The following is a 16,857-nucleotide window of genomic DNA, read 5'->3' as shown; positions in this document are numbered from 1 at the left end:
CAGACAGGATTGGGATTCATGGCAGAAACCTTAGCGGTCCGCAGGCTGGACCGGCTTGGCGTGGTTCTGGTGGCCGGCGGCATCGCGGCAACGGCACTGATGCCCTTCATCTACGTGAAGGCAAACCGCATCGCCGCCGGCAAGCCGATGCTGCTGATGCAGCTTCTTCCCCAGCCTTCCGTCATCATCCTGACCGTGCTTCTCCTTCTCACCGCCTTCGCCACGCTGTTCCTACGCCATGCGATCGCGCGGCTTGCGATTGCGACACTCTGTCTTGCGGCGCTGATCGTTGCGATCGGCCTCGTCTCGGCCGCGGCAACGCCGCCCGGCAGCACGGTGGCGCGCATGACGCCCGGCGGCGGCTTCTGGGTGCTGTTTGCGGTGATCGGGCTCGTCATATCCGATGCGCTGGTGAAGATCCGCCTTGCGCCCTGGATGCGGATCGCAGCCCTTGCAGCCTATACGGCGCTGCTCTTCATCTCGCTCTCCTCCGGCCTGCTCGACAGCCTTTCGATCATGAAGGAATTTTCGACGCGGGCTCCGCAGTTCGAGACGGAGGCGATCTCGCATCTGCTCTTGGCGTTCGGCTCGCTTGCGATCGCCATTATTCTCGGCCTGCCGCTCGGCATCCTCTGCTTCTGGGTACCGAAGCTACGCGCCATCGTGCTGCAGGGCCTCAGCCTCATCCAGACGATCCCGAGTCTGGCGCTCTTCGGCCTGTTGATGCTGCCGCTCGGTTACCTCGCCACCCATGTGCCGCTCGCCGCCGCAATCGGCATCCGCGGCATCGGCACGGCGCCTGCCTTGATCGCGCTGGTGCTCTATTCGCTGCTGCCGATCGTCGCCAACACCGTCGTCGGCCTGCAGGGCGTCGATCCCTCGGTGCGGGACGCCGCGGCCGGCATGGGGCTGACGCGGTGGCAGATTCTGACCGGCATCGACATGCCGCTCGCCTTTCCCGTCATCCTCACCGGCATCCGCATCGTGCTGGTGCAGGCGATCGGCATGGTGACGATCGCCGCACTGATCGGTGGTGGCGGCTTCGGTATCTTCATTTTCCAGGGGCTCGGCCAGACGGCCATGGACCTCGTCCTACTCGGCGCCGTGCCGACCGTCTTCTTCGCCTTCTCATCGGCCGTCATCCTCGATGCGGTCATCGAAAGCATCCGGGGATCTGCCGCATGACCATGATCGAGATCAGGAACGTCACCAAGCGCTACGGCACGGCTACTGTCGTCGACAACGTCTCGATGAGCGTCGAGAAGGGCGAGATCACCGTCATCGTCGGCACATCTGGCTCCGGCAAATCGACGCTGATGCGGATGATCAACCGGCTGGTGCCGATCACCGAAGGCGAGATCTTCGTCGGCGGACAGAATGTGATGGACGTTCCGGTGACCGAGCTTCGCCGCAAGATCGGCTATGCGATCCAGGGGCACGGCCTCTTTCCGCACCGGACCGTGGCGCAGAATATCGCCACCGTGCCGCAGCTTCTCGATTGGGATTCCGCCCGCATCGCCAAACGCGTCGAGGAACTGCTTGGGCTCTTCAACCTCGATCCGGCAACCTTTGCCGACAAATATCCTCACCAGCTCTCCGGCGGCCAGCAGCAGCGCGTCGGTGTCGCCCGGGCGCTGGCCGCCGAACCGGAGCTGCTGTTGATGGACGAGCCCTTCGGCGCGCTCGATCCCGTCATCCGCGGCAAGGCGCAGGACGACCTGCTGGCGATCCAGAAACAGTTCGGCACGACTGTCATCCTCGTCACCCACGACATGGACGAGGCCTTCCATCTCGGCAACCAGATCGCGGTGATGAGCGAGGGTAGATTGCTGCAATGCTCGACGCCGGAAAAGATCCTCACCGAACCCGCCGATCCCTTCGTGCAGCAATTGACCGGCACCTCCGACCGGGCGCTGAAGCTGATGTCGCTGCTGCCGCTGAAGGAAAGCATGGAGCCGGCCAAGAAAGGTCTCGCCTATGCCCTGCCGCAATCGCTCAGCCTGCGTGACGCATTGGCCGAAATGATCTGGCAGGGGGTCGACGAGGCGGCGGTTCAGGATGCGCAAAAGGCGCCGGTGGGATCGATCTCGATGACGCGGCTGCTCGAACTGGGCCGCAAGGCATGAAGCTCGTCGTCGCCAATCTCTTCCGCCTGGCGGCGCTGGCTTTGCTGCTCATCCTGCTGTTCAGGACGGAGTGGCTTTCCTTCATGCTGGTGCCGCTGACCAGCAACAATGCGCCTGCCGTCTATACGCAGAACAGCCTTGCTTCACTGGCCGCCGGCCATCTGCAGCTGGTGATCGGCTCGATCGTCTGCAGCGCCGTGCTCGCCGTTATCGGCGGCATCTTCGTGACGCGGGAAAGCGGGGCTGACTTCCTGCCGCTGTCGCGCGCCATCGCCAATGCGGGGCAGACCTTTCCACCCGTCGCGGTGCTGGCGCTCGCCGTTCCCGCCACCGGCTTCGGCGCCATGCCGACGCTGATCGCGCTCTTTCTCTACGGCCTGCTGCCGATCTTCGAAAACACCGTCGCCGGGCTGAAGCAGGTTTCGCCACAAGTGCTCGATGCCGCCGACGGCATGGGTATGAACGGCACGCAGCGGCTGTTTCGCGTCGAGCTGCCGCTTGCCCTGCCGCTGATCCTCGAGGGGCTGAAGGTTGCGACCGTCATCAATATCGGCACGGCGACGATCGGCTCGACGGTTGCGGCCAAGGGTCTCGGCGAGGTCATCATCGCCGGGCTGATCTCCGACAATACCGCCTTCATCCTGCAGGGCGGCCTGATCGTCGGCCTGATGGCGGTGCTGATCTATGATGCCATGGGCCTCGTCGAAGCGGCGATCACCCGAAGAATCGGCTTGCGCCCGGCGTAAGAGGACGGGTACCAAGATCGCAGTGATCGGCACATTGGGAGGCAGACTTGGCGAAGATGATCCACTCCATGATCCGCGTTCTCGATGAGGCGCGCTCCGTCGAATTCTACGAGAGGGCATTCGGCCTTTCGGTCGCCGACCGCGTCGATTTCGAAACCTTCACGCTGATCTATATGAGCAATGCCGAGACCGGCTTCGAGCTGGAACTGACCGTCAACAAGGGCCGAACCGCGCCCTATGACCTCGGCAATGCCTACGGCCATCTCGCCGTCTCCGTCGAAGAGGTGGCGGTCGAGCGCGAGCGGCTGTCGAAGCTCGGGCTCAAGCCCGGTGAACTGGTGGAGCTCAACCGCGACGGCAAGCTCTTCGGCCTGTTCTTCTTCATCAGCGATCCCGACGGCTACAAGATCGAGGTGCTGCAGCGCCACGGCCGGTTTCTCTGAGGCATCTGACGCCGAACCACCGATACGTTCCAAACCACAGATAATCCCACAGCTTCAAGCGGCATGCATCAGGAGCCCGCCATGATCGAAAAGACTGCGCTCAATTCCGGCTGGACGCTCTACTGCAACGATACAGCCAGGCCCGGTCTGCCGGCTGCAATACCCGCGACGGTGCCGGGCTGCGTGCATCTCGACCTTCTCGCCAACCGGCTGATCCCCGATCCCTATATCGACGTCAACGAAATCACCAATGACTGGATCGGCAAGACCGACTGGACCTATCGCTGCAGCTTCGAGGCGATGCCCGACGATGCCAGGGTGCATGAACTCGTCTTCGACGGGCTCGATACGGTCGCGGTGATATCGCTCAACGGCGAAAAGATCGGCCGCACCTTCAACATGCACCGCACCTATCGTTTCGATGTTTCCCGGCTTCTGAAGGCTGGCCAGAACGAACTCACGGTCACCTTCCGCTCCGCCTACGCCTATGGAGCGGAGATGGAAAAACATTACGGCTACCGTCCCAACAACTACCCGGGACCGGGCAATCTGATGCGCAAGATGGCCTGTAATTTCGGCTGGGACTGGGGGCCGACGCTGGTGACGGCAGGTCTCTGGAAGCCTGTACGGCTGGAAAGCTGGGACCGGGCGCGGCTTGCCGAGACACGGGTATCGGCAACACTTGCCGGCGGCGACGGCCTGGTGAAGGTCCATGCCCGGCTGGCGCGGCATGGAGATAAGACGCCGTTGAGGCTCGTTGCCGAAATCGGCGGCGTGAGCAAGACGGTGGCGATTGGGCCGGACGAAGATGCGGTTTCCTTCGAGCTTGCCCTCCCCTCGCCGCAGCTCTGGTGGCCGCACCATCTTGGCGCACAGCCGCTCTATCCAATGACGCTGAGGCTGATCGACGACGCCAGCGACGGTCTGCTCGACAGCTATCAGCGCGAACTCGGTTTTCGCTCGCTGCGGCTCGATACTTCGGCCGACGAACACGGCTCGGCCTTTACCTTCGTCATCAACGACGTGCCGCTCTTCATCTGCGGGGCGAACTGGATTCCGGACGATTGTTTTCCTCCGCGGGTGACGGCCGAGCGTTATGCCGCGCGGATCGAGGAGGCAAAGGCCGCCAATATTCATATGCTGCGCGTCTGGGGCGGCGGCATCTTCGAGGCCGACGAGTTCTATGAGGCCTGTGACCGCAAGGGCATGCTGGTCTGGCAGGATTTCCTCTTTGCCTGCGCCGCCTATCCGGAGGAAGAGCCGCTCAGAGGCGAGGTCGAGGCGGAGGTGCGTGACAACGTCGTGCGGCTGATGCCGCATGCCTCGCTGGTCCTCTGGAACGGCAATAACGAGAACATCTGGGGCTTCGACGAATGGGGCTGGCGGCCGATCATCAAGGCGAGCGAAAGCTGGGGGCTCGGCTACTATCTCGACCTGCTGCCGAAACTCTGCACCGAACTTGATCCGGACCGGCCCTATTATCCCGGCAGTCCCTATTCCGGCTCAATGGAGATCGAACCGAATGCCGACGGCCATGGCTGCAAACATATCTGGGACGTGTGGAACGATGTCGGCTACGAGGTCTACCGCAATTATATCCCGCGCTTCTGCTCCGAATTCGGTTGGCAGGCGCCGGCCGCCTGGGCAACGATCGAAGAGAGCGTGCACGACGCGCCGCTGACGCCGCAATCGAACGGCGTCTTCCACCATCAGAAGGCAACGGAGGGCAATGACAAGCTGATCCGCGGCCTCTCCGGCCATCTGCCGGAGCCTCGGACAATGGATGACTGGCATTTCGCCACCCAGCTCAACCAGGCGCGTGCCATCCGTTTCGGCGTCGAGCACATGCGCTCGCATCGCAATATCTGCAAGGGTGCGGTGGTCTGGCAGTTCAACGATTGCTGGCCGGTGACCTCGTGGGCAGCACTCGATTCCGCCGGACGCCGCAAGCCGCTTTGGTATGCGCTGAAGGCGGCCTATGATCCGCGCCTGCTGACGATCCAGCCGCGCGGCGGCGGACTTGCGGCGGTCGCCGTCAATGAACGAACCCTGTTCTGGCGGGCGAAGATCAGCGGCAAACGCCTGAAGCTCGACGGCACGGTGCTTGCCGAATTCGAATTCTGGCGCTTGCTCTGCGACCGTTTCGAGGCAAAGGAATTTCCGCTGCCCGAGGAGATCGTCACTCCCGACTTACCGAAGGACGAGCTCATCGTCGTGCAGATGCTGGACCGGCGGGCCTTCCACTATTTCGTCGAGGATATCGAGCTTGCCCTGCCGGCACCGCGGCTGACTGTCGATGTCGTCGGGATCGACGGCGGGTATCAGGTCAAGGTGACGGCGCAAAACTTCCTCAAGGATCTTTGCCTGATGGCCGACCGGCTGGATCCGGATGCCGTCGTCGACACGATGCTGGTGACGCTGCTGCCGGGCGAGAGCCATGTGTTTGCGGTGAAGACGGCAAGGACGATCGTGGCAGCCGACATTGTCGTCGGCACCGTATTGCGCTCGGCCAATGATCTTGTTGTCGGTTCGCGCTAGTGGCTGCCCCTCACCCTAACCCTCTCCCCGTAAAAACGGGGAGAGGGGAGGTGCCCTGCGAGAGGCTGAGGGAACGGAGAGGCCGCGGCACACCTCCCCTTCGCCCCGCGAGCGGGGAGAGCGACTGTCTTGTTTGTCAAGCGGTTTGCCATGGTCGTCCGTCCCTGATGATGGCGTTGAGGATGGTGAGTAGCTTGCGCATGGTTGCGACGATGGCGACGATCTTGGGCTTGCCGGCCGCGACCAGCCGGTCGCGGAAGGCCTTGAGGTCGGGGTTGTATCGGCTGGCGACGAGGGCGGCCATGAATAGGACGGCGCGCACTTTGCCTCTGCCGCCACCGATGAAGCTCTTGCCTTTCCATTTTCCCGACTGCCGCGTCCATGGGGCAAGACCAGCCAGCGATGCGATCTGGCGCCGGTCGAGGCTGCCGAGCTCCGGCAGTTCGGCCAGCAGCGTGCGCGCTGTCGTCGCTCCGACACCCGGCACCGAGGTCAACAGCGCCTCGCGCACCCGCCAGACCGGCGACTTGCGGATATGGCTGTCGAGATCGGCATCGAGGCTTTCGAGCTCGCGCCGCAAGGCTTTCAGCAAGCGCTTGATGCTTTTCTGCGCCTGCTTTGCCAGCGCCATGCGCAACCGGTTCTCCTCGGCCACGATCATCTGCACGATCTGGCGCCTGCGGGCCACAAGCTCGGAAAGAGCCTGCGTCTCGGCATCGCGCAACGGCCGGATCTCGGGCTTCGTCGCCAGAACGAAGGCGGCGATGACGGCGGCATCGATCGGATCGGTCTTGGCCTTGCGGCCGATCGCATGGGCATAGGCGCGCACTTGCGCCGGATTGACGACAAGGACCGTCAATCCTGCCGATGACAACCCGGCCACCGCCAGCGTCTCGTAGCCACCCGTCGCCTCAAGCGCGATCGCATCGGCGCCGATGGTTTTCAACCGATCAATCAGTTCATCGATGCCGGCATGGTCATTGCTAACGGCAAAGGCTTCCGCTTGCGGTAGGACCGCCACGTCGAGCCGATCCTTCGAAACATCGATGCCAACGATCTTTTCCATCTGATCCCATCCTTGCCTAATCGGGCTTTGCCTTCGCAAGCGGCCCTGGCGACTGTTCGGGTTCAATGGAACAGCGGATGGAGACCCACGCTCTCCCACGGGCTTGGTGTCCCAAAGGTGCATCGGTCTTCCATCCGCCACCGCAACAGGCATTACAGCGCCAAGAGCGGGTAAAGGGAAGTTACAAAGGTGGCGGCAGCCGGATGAGGGGCAACCATTGGCGCGAACCAACAATAGGCAGCCATCGGCACGAACCAAACACCAAAAAGGCCCCGCATCCGCGGGGCCCTTCCAGCTCGGCCTATCGGACGACGTTACATCCAGTAGGGCGGCACGCCGTAGTAATCATAGACCCGGCGGCCATTGTCGTTGTACCAGGTGTCGTCATCGTCCGAATAGCTCGGGGCGCCTTCGATCTGCTCCTTGGTCAGGTCGATGCGATAGCCATCCAGCTGGGTGTCGTAGTTCAGCTTTTCCCAGGGAAGCGGATAGTGATCGTGGCCGATGCCCAGGAAGCCGCCGAAGCTCAGCACCGCATAGGCAACACGGCCGTCGAGCTTTCCGATGATCAGGCGTTCGATCGAGCCGATATGCTTGCCATCGGCCCCATAGACACGGGTGCCTTCGACGCGGTCGCTGGCGATCAGCGAGTGGGTGCTCTTGACATTCGGGTCACGGCGGGTGGCGTCAGTATCCTGGTTCAACATTGTGCACCTCCTTTTGGTGTTCCTCGTGATGAGTATGCGAGATCAACGTCATGGCGGACTCAAAGTTCCCGATCCTTCCACCGATCGCGCAGCGAGCGAATGTTGACGTTTACGTTAAGGTTAGTATAGCTTCATTCGGCTTGAACCGTTCAGGTAATGGCATAAGCTGCCGGACTGGAAGATGGAGGACTCTTCCAGTCAATTGCGGGCCAGTCGCTTGCCGGCTCGGCGCCGGCGGTGGCAGCAAGGGAGAGAGGACAAAGATGAACAGCATTTCCGTCCATCCGAACGGAGCCAAGCCTGACAAACCCTGGCTTGCCGCCTATCCCGATATCGTTCCGGCAGAGATTCCGCCGCTGGAATATGCCTCGCTCGCCGAACTGCTCGAAAAATCTTGCGCCCGTTACGCCGACCGGACCGCCTTTTCCAGCATGGGCAAGGCGATGCGCTACCGCGAGCTGGAGAGCCAGACGCGCAAACTCGCCGCCTGGCTGCAAAGCACCGGCCTTCAGAAGGGCGACCGCGTCGCCGTGATGATGCCGAACGTGCTGCAGAACCCGATCGCGACCTATGCCATCCTGCGCGCCGGCCTCGTCGTCGTGAACGTCAACCCGCTCTATACGCCGCGCGAGCTCGAACATCAGTTGAAGGATTCCGGCGCCAAGGCGATCTTCGTGCTGGAGAATTTCGCACGCACGGTGGAGCAGGTCCTCAACAAGACGGACCTTCGCCATGTCGTCGTCACCTCGCTCGGGGAAATGCTGGGGCCGAAGGGACTGATCGTCAATTTCGTCGTGCGCAAGGTGAAGAAGCTCGTTCCCTCCTGGTCGATCCCTCAGCACAAGAGCTTCGGCCAGGTGCTGCGCGAAGGTGCGGGAAAAAAGCTCCAGCCGGTGACGCTGACGGGCAGCGATATCGCCTTCCTGCAATACACCGGCGGCACGACGGGCGTTGCCAAGGGCGCGGTGCTGACGCATCAGAACCTGCTTGCCAACAAGGCGCAGCTGTCGCTCTGGCTTCGATCGGCCTTCGAGCGCAAGAAAGAGCCGGAGGTGCTGAATTTCCTCTGCGCCCTGCCGCTCTACCACATCTTCGCGCTGACGGTGAATTCGCTGATGGGCATGTCGCTCGGCGCCCACAATATCCTGATCGCCAATCCGCGCGACATTCCCGGTCTCGTCAAGGAATTCGAAAAGTCGAAGGTGCATATCTTCCCCGGCCTCAACACGCTGTTCAATGCGCTGATGAACAATGCCGATTTCGCCAAGCTCGACTTCTCCTCGCTGATCATGTCGCTCGGCGGCGGCATGGCCGTGCAGCGCCCGGTCGCCGACCGCTGGCTGAAGATGACGGGCACGGCGGTGACGGAAGGCTACGGCCTTTCCGAGACATCGCCCGTTGCCACCGCCAACCGCTTCGATTCGCCTGAGTTCACCGGCACGATCGGTCTGCCGCTTCCCTCCACCGAACTCGACATCCGCGACGAAGCTGGCAATTCGCTACCGCTCGGCGACGTCGGCGAGATCTGCATCCGCGGGCCGCAGGTGATGGCCGGCTACTGGCAGAAGCCGGAGGAGACGGCGCGGGTGATGACCGATGACGGCTATTTCCGCTCGGGCGACATGGGCTTCATGGACGACCGCGGCTATACCAAGATTGTCGACCGCAAGAAGGACATGATCCTGGTCTCCGGCTTCAACGTCTATCCGAACGAGATCGAGGAAGTCGCCGCCATGCATGCCGGCATCCTCGAGGCCGCAGCCATCGGCGTGCCGGACGGACATTCGGGCGAGGCGGTAAAACTCTTCGTCGTCAGGAAGGATCCGAACCTGACGGAAGCCGAGGTGAAAGCCCATTGCATCGCCAACCTCACCAACTACAAACGCCCGCGCTTTATCGAATTCCGCACCGAGCTGCCGAAGTCGCCGGTCGGCAAGATCCTGCGCAAGGACCTGCGCGGCTGAATTTGACGATTTGATGAATTAGAGGCTTTCCTCAAGGGGCCATCCGCTTGCCGCGGGTGGCTTTTTTCCATTTCGACAGGTGGCTGAACTTGATTTGCGGGTGAGAAAGCGAATAGTTTCCGCAACCTTTCCGCCTCCAAAGGAGCCTCCCATGAACGCCATCGTCGAACAGCTGAAAAGCACCGCTGATGCCACCAAGGCAACCGATATCCGTGCCGCCTTCGCCACCGATTCGCAGCGCTTTTCGCGCTTTTCCGTCGCGCTTGACGACCTGCTGATGGATTTTTCCAAGACGGCGGTGAATGACGACATCCTCAAGCTCTTGGTGAAGCTCGCCGAAGACGGCGGCGTCGAGACGAAGCGCGAGGAAATGTTCTCCGGCAAGGCGATCAATTTCACCGAGGATCGCGCCGTTCTGCACACCGCGCTGCGCAACCGCTCCAACACGCCGGTTCTAGTCGACGGCAAGGATGTCATGCCCGACGTCAATGCGGTGCTTGCCGCCATGGGCAAGTTTGCCGACGACGTCCGCTCCGGCACGCTGAAGGGTGCGACCGGCAAGGCGATCACCGATGTCGTCAATATCGGCATCGGCGGCTCGGATCTCGGCCCTGTGATGGCGACGCTGGCGCTTGCCCCCTTCCATGACGGTCCGCGCGCGCATTTCGTCTCCAATATCGACGGCGCCCATATCGCCGATATCCTGAAGCTGGTGCAGCCGGAAACGACGCTGTTCATCGTCGCCTCGAAGACCTTCACCACCGTCGAGACGATGACCAATGCGCAGACGGCGCGCAATTTCATCGCCAAGGCGCTCGGCGAAGCGGCCGTGCAGCACCACTTCGCCGCCGTCTCGACGGCGCTCGACAAGGTCGCCGCCTTCGGCATCGACAGCGCCCGCGTCTTCGGCTTCTGGGACTGGGTCGGCGGCCGTTACTCGATCTGGTCGGCGATCGGCCTGCCGCTGATGATCGCAGTCGGCCCTGAGAATTTCGGCAAGTTCCTCGACGGAGCCCACGCCGTCGACAATCATTTCCGTAAGGCGCCGATTACCGAAAACCTGCCTGTGCTGCTCGGCCTGATCGGCTTCTACCATCGCAATGTGCTGGGCTACCCCACCCGCGCCATCCTGCCCTACGACCAGCGCCTGTCGCGTTTCCCGGCCTATCTGCAGCAGCTCGACATGGAATCGAACGGCAAGGGCGTCACCATCGACGGCACGCCGGTCGAAGGCAATTCCGGCCCCGTCGTCTGGGGCGAGCCCGGCACCAACGGCCAGCACGCCTTCTACCAGCTCATCCATCAGGGCACGAGCATCATCCCCGCGGAGTTCATGATCGCTGCCAACGCCTTCGAGCCGGAGCTGCGCCACCAGCACCAGCTGCTGATCTCCAACGTTCTCGCCCAGTCGGAAGCCCTGATGAAGGGGCGCACCTTCGCAGAAGCCAAGAAGCAGCTGACCGACAAGGGCATGGACGACAAAAAGGCCGATTTCATCGCGCCGCACCGCGTCTTTAACGGCAACCGGCCGTCGATCACCTTCGTCTACGACAAGCTGACCCCTTATGCGCTCGGCCGGCTGATCGCGCTTTACGAACACCGCGTCTTCGTCGAAGGCGTGCTCTTCCGCATCAACTCCTTCGACCAGTGGGGCGTCGAGCTCGGCAAGGAACTGGCAACGGGTCTGCTGCCTGTCGTCGAAGGCAAGGAAAGTGCGGCCGCGCATGACTCTTCGACGCAGGGCCTGGTTGCGGCACTGGCGAAGCTTGCAAAGTAAGCGATCGAGATTGCCCCTCACCCTAACCTTGCCGGGGTCAAGCCACTCGTCTCGACCCGTCCTCCGGACCCCCGTTCTGACGGGGAGAGGGACATGCCCTGCGAAAGGCGAGTGAGGAACGGAGAGGTCACGGCAAATTTCCTTCTCCCCGTCAGAACGGGGAGAGGGTGCCGGCAGGCGCGCTGACGCTGGCTCCAACCTTACAAATCAATCTCACGCGCCGGGGCGGATTGGCGCCAACATCGACATTGCCGCCGCAATGGTGAACTGATAGCGGTCGGCCTGGCACATCCCTTTTGATGGGGCCCACGGTGCGAAACCGGATGAACGTTCTCCTAATCAAAAAATTATAGAATGAATTCTTTCAATTCGTTGGAATCGCCCTAGATTCAAGCAAAATCTGTGCGGAAAATGCTCCGTTCGTTGTTCTTGTTGGCATCTGCACCGGACCGCTCGCGTCCGGGTCGGCTCTGTCGATGTCGGCGCCTTCACCGCATGGTCCCTGCCCAAGTTCAGGAGATGCCTCAAGACGCTCGTCACACAGCGTTTTCATGGCCCATCTTCACCAAAGGAAGCTCATGAGCCGTCTTGTCGTCGTTTCCAATCGTGTTCCCATGCCAGCCAAGGATGGGAGCGCCGCTGCCGGCGGCCTGGCCGTGGCGCTACAGGCAGCCCTGCAGGAGCGGGGCGGCATCTGGATGGGATGGTCGGGAGAATCGAGCGGGGACAGGGAACCTGGCCCGCTGTCGCAGCTGCAGAAAGGCAACATCACCTATGCGCTGACCGATCTCACCGACACCGATGTCGAGGAGTATTATCGCGGTTTTGCAAACCGCGTTCTCTGGCCCATCTGCCATTACCGCCTGGACCTCGCCGAATATGGCCGGAAGGAAATGGCCGGCTATTTCCGCGTCAACCGCTTCTTCGCACATAGGTTGGCGCCGATGATCGAGCCGGACGACATCATCTGGGTTCATGATTACCACCTCATCCCGCTGGCGGCCGAACTGCGCCAAATGGGGCTGAAGAACCGGATCGGCTTCTTCCTGCACATTCCCTGGCCGCCGGCCGACATTCTCGTCACGATGCCCGTCCATGAGGAAATCATGCGCGGGCTCTCGCATTACGATGTCGTCGGCTTCCAGACCGACTACGACCTCCAGAACTTTGCCGGGTATCTCAGAAGGGAGGGAATTGGCGACGACCTCGGAAATGGATTGTTCGATTCCCATGGGCGGATATTCAAGGCCGGCGCCTATCCGATCGGGATCGAAACTGCTGCCTTCGCCGAGTTCGCCGAGAGAGCCGCAAACAATATCATGGTACAGAAGACCCGGCGCAGCGTTGAAGGCCGGGACATGATCATCGGGGTCGACCGCCTCGATTATTCGAAGGGCATCATTCAGCGGCTGGAAGCGTTCGAAACCTTCCTCACCAGCAATCCTGCCTACCAGAACAAGGTCACCTATCTGCAGGTCACGCCAAAATCGCGATCGGAAGTTCCCGAATACGAGCATATGCAGAAGATGGTCGCCGAACAGGCAGGCCGCGTGAACGGCGCCATCGGGACGGTCGACTGGGTGCCGATCCGCTATGTCAACCGATCGATCAGCCGCAACGTGCTCGCAGGCATCTACCGGCTGGCGACGATCGGGCTGGTCACGCCGTTGCGCGATGGTATGAACCTCGTCGCCAAGGAATATGTCGCCGCCCAGGACCCGGATCGGCCGGGCGTATTGGTGTTATCGCGCTTCGCCGGCGCGGCTCGAGAGTTGAAGGGCGCACTGCTGGTCAATCCTTACGATGTCGAAGGCACTGCCAATGCCATCGCCAAGGGCCTTTCCATGTCGCTGGAGGAGCGCCGCGACCGCTGGAGCATGATGATGGAGCATCTGCTGTCTCACGACGTCTCACTTTGGTGCGAAAACTTCTTGGGGGATCTGGTGCTTGCTCCCGAGCTTCGCCCGGAGCGTGACCCCGGATAGTTTCCTGATCGATCGTCGTCGACCCGTCCTCGCGCATCTGACCCCTCGGGCAACCCCTCCTTCGGATTCCCGAGGAGAGAAGAGGGAATCGAGAGGCCGCGGCATATCCCTTCGCCCCGCAAGCGGGGAGAAGGTGCCGGCAGGCGGATGAGGGGCGGAGGCTTGCTCGAGCCTTAAAGCCCGATCTCGCGCGCCCAGGGCGGATTGGCGCCGGCGCGGGAGACGGTGACGGCGGCGGCTTTGGCGCCGAGGGTCAGGGCGTTGCGCAGCGCCTTTTCGTCGAGCAAGGCGACTTGCGCCTTGGTCAGCAGATTATCCATCTTCAGCGACGCCAGGATGCCGGCATCGAAGGTATCGCCGGCGCCGACCGTATCGACGACGGTGACCCGTTCGCTCGGTACCGTCACCTTGCGCTCCTTGGTATAACCGGAGGCGCCTTCTGCGCCCTTGGTGATGACGACGAGCTTGGCGCCGTGGTTCAGCCAGTGGGCGGCGAGCGCATCATGGTCGCCTTGCAGGCCGAACCATTCGAGATCCTCGTCGGAGAATTTCACGATGTCGGATTTGCCGGCCATGCGCTTGATGCGGGCCATGTGCGACGGCTTGTCCTTGATGAAACCGGGACGGATATTCGGATCGAGCGAGATGACGCGGCGTGCGGCTTCGCGGTCGAGCAGGGCTTCGTAGGTTTCGCCGCAGGGGCTGGGGATCAGGCTGATCGCGCCGAAATGCAGCGCCTCGCAATCATCGCCGAGATCCGGCAGGTCGGCCGTGGTGATCATCCGGCCGGCCGTGCCCTCGTCGTAGAAGGCATAGGTCGCCTGGCCGTTGACCAGCTTGACGAAGGCGATGGTCGAGGGACGCGGCGTGATGGCGCATGGGCTGTAATCGACATTGCTCGCCTTCAGCGTCTCGAGCAGGATTTCGCCCATCATGTCATCGGCAATGCCGGTGAAGAAGGCCGTGGGGATGCCGAGGCGACCGAGCGCGATTGCGGTGTTGAAGATCGCGCCGCCGGCATAGGGCGCAAAGCCCTTTTCGCCCAGCGTCGTGTCCCTCGGCAGCATGTCGATCAAGGCTTCGCCGCAGCACAAAATCATCGTATTCCTCCAACAGCACTTATGTGTTCATCAACCGATTAAGCGAGCTTTTGTCAACTAGCTAGAGCGAAAGCTCACTCACCCCGCCATTCCTTCCCGACCAGGCGAGCGGCGCATCGAGGAAGGCCTCGACTTCCGACAGCGTCTTGTCGTCGAAGAGCTTCTGCTCCCTGGCAACGGCCAGAACATTACGCCAGGTGGCGATGTGATGCAGCCTGACCTTGCCATCGGCAAAGCGCTGTTCGCCGAAGATGCCATAGAAGAACAGCGCGATGCCGTGATCGACGATACCGCCGGCGGAACGGACGGCATCGATGAACTTGAACATGCTGCCGCCTGCTGTCGTCAGGTCTTCGATAACAAGCACGCGCGACCCTTCCGGCATGTTGCCTTCGATCTGGGCATTGCGACCGTGGCCCTTCGGCTGCTTGCGGACATAGATCATCGGCAGGCCGAGACGATCGGCCAGCAGGGCGGCGAAGGGGATGCCGGCGGTCTCGCCACCGGCGATGCAATCGAACTGCTCGAAGCCGGCATCGCGCAGCAGGGTGCTGGCGGCGAAATCCATCACCGTCGAGCGGATGCGTGGGAAGGAGAGCAGCTTGCGGCAATCGATATAAACAGGGCTCGCCATGCCGGAGGAGAGTTTGTAGGGCTGGGCGGCATTGAAATGCACCGCCTTGATTTCCCAGAGCATCTTGGCCAGCAATTCAGCCATCACGGCGCGGTCGGGAAATGTGGTCTGGATCATGCGGCTCTCCTTCGGCTTGGATCCTTGCGGGAATAGCAGCAAGAGCCCGCCGTTTCCAGACGAAAGGCGGGCTATTGCTGCAGCAGGCGGCCGATATCAACGATCTGCATCTTCTTGAAGAGGGCGATCGCCTGGGCGCCCTCTTCCGCATCCAGCGACACCGCATAACGCACGGCGGCGGCAAGCAGCTGCATCGTCAGCCGGGCGATCGCGAGCAGTTCCCTGCGGTCGCGATCCGGCCACAGGCGGACCAGCACGGCGAGAAATGCCTGGGCATGGAATTCCATGTCCTCGGCATCGACCTGCTGCAGCAGCTTGTCGGTATGGGTCGCATGCCAGATATCGCGCATGACGGGCTCGCGGCGGAAGAAGGCGTAATATTCGTCGACAATATTCGCGAGCGCGCCCTGGAGGGCCGCAGCGTCGGTGACCTTCGCCAGCTCCTCTTCGACGCACCGCCTGCCCTCTTCGTTGAAGCGCTCGGCCAATGTGCGGATGATCGAGGTCTTGTCGGGGAAATATTGGTATAGGGCGCCGAAGGAAAGGCCGGCCTTTTCGACGATCTCGCTCATCTTCAAGCCGTCGCTGCCGTGGCTTTCGATCAGCTCGGCGGCCACGGTGAGGATCTTTTCGAAGCGCTCGCGGCCGCGCTGCTGGCTGGGAATGCGGCGCAGCTGACCGGTAGACTCCTGCTGGCGCCTGCGCGTTGCGACCGGCTGTTTCGACATGCTCTCTCCTTTTCCACGTTGACAAACAAAATAAGAGAGTTTATCTCATTTTGCAAATGAGAGAGTTTCTCTTGTTTGCAAAGTTTGGGAGGAGTTTTGACATGCAGACTTCCGAAATCGTCCTCGTCGGCGGATCGGGAAAGACCGGCAGCCGCATCATCAAGCGTCTGGAAGCGCGCGGCCTCACCGTTCGCGCGGCATCACGCTCCAGCGCACGGCCCTTCGACTGGGCAGACAGGTTGACCTGGCGCGGCGCGCTTGACGGCGCATCGAGCGCCTATGTCGCCTTCCAGCCGGACCTGTCCGTCGCCTGGGCGGCGGAAGCGATCGAAGCGCTCGCCAAGGTCGCGGTGGAATGCGGCCTTGAGCATATCGTGCTGCTCTCCGGCCGCGGCGAAGAGGGCGCGCAGCGAAGCGAAGCGGCGCTGAAGGCTTCCGGCATAAACACCACCATCCTGCGCGCCTCCTGGTTCTGCCAGAATTTCAGCGAGGGCGCCTTTATCGAGCAGATTCTGGGCGGCCGGCTGCAATTGCCGGCGGGCGAGATCAGCGAACCTTTCATCGATGCCGACGACATCGCCGATGCCGCCGTCGCCGCCTTGACCGATCCGCGCCATCGCAACAAGACCTACGAACTGACCGGCCCGCGGGCGCTGACCTTCCGCCAGGCGGTTGCCGAAATCGCTCAGGCCACCGGGCGGCCGATCGAATATGAGCAGGTGTCGATGGCGGATTTCACCGGCGGACTTGCGGCGGCCGGCCTGCCCCAGGGCCTGATCGATCTTCTGGAGGAGCTTTTCGGCCAGGTGCTCGATGGCCGCAATTCCAGCGTGATGGGCGGTGTCGCCGAAATTCTTGGCCGCGCCGCCACCGATTTCAGCGAATATGCCCGCCGGACCGCGGCAACCGGAATATGGAGCGCCTGA

General features: G+C 62.2%; 14 protein-coding genes. 9 read left to right on the top strand and 5 right to left on the bottom strand.

The window, feature by feature from the left end; genetic code table 11:
• Positions 1 to 18: 18 nt before the first annotated feature.
• The 5 genes from AC25BC_RS00760 to AC25BC_RS00740 all read left to right on the top strand — a co-directional run bounded on the left by AC25BC_RS00760 (position 19) and on the right by AC25BC_RS00740 (position 5,853).
• Positions 19 to 1,185, top strand: coding sequence for an ABC transporter permease (locus tag AC25BC_RS00760; RefSeq protein ID WP_222052538.1), 1,167 nt, complete (start codon positions 19 to 21; stop codon positions 1,183 to 1,185).
• A complete protein-coding gene (locus tag AC25BC_RS00755) occupies positions 1,182 to 2,126 on the top strand; it encodes an ABC transporter ATP-binding protein (RefSeq protein WP_164055433.1) in 945 nt (314 codons plus the stop codon). Before AC25BC_RS00760 ends, AC25BC_RS00755 begins: the two co-directional genes overlap by 4 nt.
• Entirely contained in the window at positions 2,123 to 2,872 is a 750-nt protein-coding gene (locus AC25BC_RS00750; RefSeq protein WP_130761631.1) for an ABC transporter permease, read from the top strand. The genes AC25BC_RS00755 and AC25BC_RS00750 overlap by 4 nt, the downstream gene beginning before the upstream one ends.
• Positions 2,873 to 2,919: 47 nt before the next feature.
• Positions 2,920 to 3,315 carry a VOC family protein gene (locus tag AC25BC_RS00745; RefSeq protein ID WP_011650298.1) on the top strand — a complete coding sequence of 132 codons (396 nt, stop codon included), beginning with the start codon at positions 2,920 to 2,922 and terminating at the stop codon, positions 3,313 to 3,315.
• A gap of 81 nt (positions 3,316 to 3,396) precedes the next feature.
• On the top strand, positions 3,397 to 5,853 hold the full coding sequence (locus AC25BC_RS00740; RefSeq protein WP_487778532.1) for a glycoside hydrolase family 2 protein: 2,457 nt from the start codon (positions 3,397 to 3,399) through the stop codon (positions 5,851 to 5,853).
• Between the two features lie 136 nt (positions 5,854 to 5,989).
• Here AC25BC_RS00740 and AC25BC_RS00735 read toward each other — a convergent pair whose 3' ends face one another.
• Positions 5,990 to 6,919, bottom strand: a complete 930-nt coding sequence (locus AC25BC_RS00735) for an IS110 family RNA-guided transposase (RefSeq protein ID WP_222077623.1) — start codon at positions 6,917 to 6,919, stop codon at positions 5,990 to 5,992.
• A 314-nt stretch (positions 6,920 to 7,233) separates the two neighbouring features.
• Positions 7,234 to 7,626, bottom strand: coding sequence for a PRC-barrel domain-containing protein (locus tag AC25BC_RS00730; RefSeq protein ID WP_011650296.1), 393 nt, complete (start codon positions 7,624 to 7,626; stop codon positions 7,234 to 7,236).
• A 263-nt stretch (positions 7,627 to 7,889) separates the two neighbouring features.
• Between AC25BC_RS00730 and AC25BC_RS00725 the strand changes: the two genes are divergently transcribed.
• The 3 genes from AC25BC_RS00725 to otsA all read left to right on the top strand — a co-directional run bounded on the left by AC25BC_RS00725 (position 7,890) and on the right by otsA (position 13,352).
• The gene (locus tag AC25BC_RS00725; protein WP_029873814.1) at positions 7,890 to 9,590 is read left to right on the top strand and encodes a long-chain fatty acid--CoA ligase; all 1,701 of its coding nucleotides are present in this window, start codon (positions 7,890 to 7,892) and stop codon (positions 9,588 to 9,590) included.
• Positions 9,591 to 9,741: 151 nt separating this feature from the next.
• Entirely contained in the window at positions 9,742 to 11,367 is a 1,626-nt protein-coding gene (gene pgi / locus AC25BC_RS00720) for a glucose-6-phosphate isomerase (RefSeq protein WP_026157562.1), read from the top strand.
• Between the two features lie 578 nt (positions 11,368 to 11,945).
• A complete protein-coding gene (gene otsA, locus AC25BC_RS00715; protein WP_222052545.1) occupies positions 11,946 to 13,352 on the top strand; it encodes an alpha,alpha-trehalose-phosphate synthase (UDP-forming) in 1,407 nt (468 codons plus the stop codon).
• A gap of 173 nt (positions 13,353 to 13,525) precedes the next feature.
• Here the strand turns inward: otsA and AC25BC_RS00710 are convergent, their stop codons facing one another.
• The 3 genes from AC25BC_RS00710 to AC25BC_RS00700 form a co-directional block, all read right to left on the bottom strand.
• Entirely contained in the window at positions 13,526 to 14,452 is a 927-nt protein-coding gene (locus tag AC25BC_RS00710; RefSeq protein WP_164046502.1) for a carbohydrate kinase family protein, read from the bottom strand.
• A gap of 61 nt (positions 14,453 to 14,513) precedes the next feature.
• Positions 14,514 to 15,203 (bottom strand): orotate phosphoribosyltransferase, encoded by a 690-nt coding sequence (locus AC25BC_RS00705; protein ID WP_222052546.1) that lies wholly within the window; start codon positions 15,201 to 15,203, stop codon positions 14,514 to 14,516.
• Between the two features lie 71 nt (positions 15,204 to 15,274).
• Positions 15,275 to 15,931 carry a TetR/AcrR family transcriptional regulator gene (locus tag AC25BC_RS00700; RefSeq protein WP_222052547.1) on the bottom strand — a complete coding sequence of 219 codons (657 nt, stop codon included), beginning with the start codon at positions 15,929 to 15,931 and terminating at the stop codon, positions 15,275 to 15,277.
• Positions 15,932 to 16,032: 101 nt separating this feature from the next.
• On the opposite strand from AC25BC_RS00700, the gene AC25BC_RS00695 reads away from it, so the two are divergent.
• On the top strand, positions 16,033 to 16,857 hold the full coding sequence (locus AC25BC_RS00695; protein ID WP_222052548.1) for an NmrA family NAD(P)-binding protein: 825 nt from the start codon (positions 16,033 to 16,035) through the stop codon (positions 16,855 to 16,857).

This window comes from Rhizobium sp. WSM409 (genome assembly GCF_057653825.1).
The sequence above is the reverse complement of the archived record's forward strand: the minus strand, read 5'-3'. Positions and strand labels throughout refer to the sequence as shown.

Bases quoted from the DNA above. Each gene is read 5' to 3' on its own strand.
- AC25BC_RS00735 (WP_222077623.1), bottom strand. From the start codon at position 6,919: ATGGAAAAGATCGTTGGCATCGATGTTTCGAAGGATCGGCTCGACGTG.
- AC25BC_RS00730 (WP_011650296.1), bottom strand. From the start codon at position 7,626: ATGTTGAACCAGGATACTGACGCCACCCGCCGTGACCCGAATGTCAAG.
- AC25BC_RS00710 (WP_164046502.1), bottom strand. From the start codon at position 14,452: ATGATTTTGTGCTGCGGCGAAGCCTTGATCGACATGCTGCCGAGGGAC.
- AC25BC_RS00725 (WP_029873814.1), top strand. From the start codon at position 7,890: ATGAACAGCATTTCCGTCCATCCGAACGGAGCCAAGCCTGACAAACCC.
- otsA (WP_222052545.1), top strand. From the start codon at position 11,946: ATGAGCCGTCTTGTCGTCGTTTCCAATCGTGTTCCCATGCCAGCCAAG.
- AC25BC_RS00760 (WP_222052538.1), top strand. From the start codon at position 19: ATGGCAGAAACCTTAGCGGTCCGCAGGCTGGACCGGCTTGGCGTGGTT.
- AC25BC_RS00755 (WP_164055433.1), top strand. From the start codon at position 1,182: ATGACCATGATCGAGATCAGGAACGTCACCAAGCGCTACGGCACGGCT.
- AC25BC_RS00695 (WP_222052548.1), top strand. From the start codon at position 16,033: ATGCAGACTTCCGAAATCGTCCTCGTCGGCGGATCGGGAAAGACCGGC.
- pgi (WP_026157562.1), top strand. From the start codon at position 9,742: ATGAACGCCATCGTCGAACAGCTGAAAAGCACCGCTGATGCCACCAAG.
- AC25BC_RS00740 (WP_487778532.1), top strand. From the start codon at position 3,397: ATGATCGAAAAGACTGCGCTCAATTCCGGCTGGACGCTCTACTGCAAC.
- AC25BC_RS00700 (WP_222052547.1), bottom strand. From the start codon at position 15,931: ATGTCGAAACAGCCGGTCGCAACGCGCAGGCGCCAGCAGGAGTCTACC.
- AC25BC_RS00750 (WP_130761631.1), top strand. From the start codon at position 2,123: ATGAAGCTCGTCGTCGCCAATCTCTTCCGCCTGGCGGCGCTGGCTTTG.
- AC25BC_RS00705 (WP_222052546.1), bottom strand. From the start codon at position 15,203: ATGATCCAGACCACATTTCCCGACCGCGCCGTGATGGCTGAATTGCTG.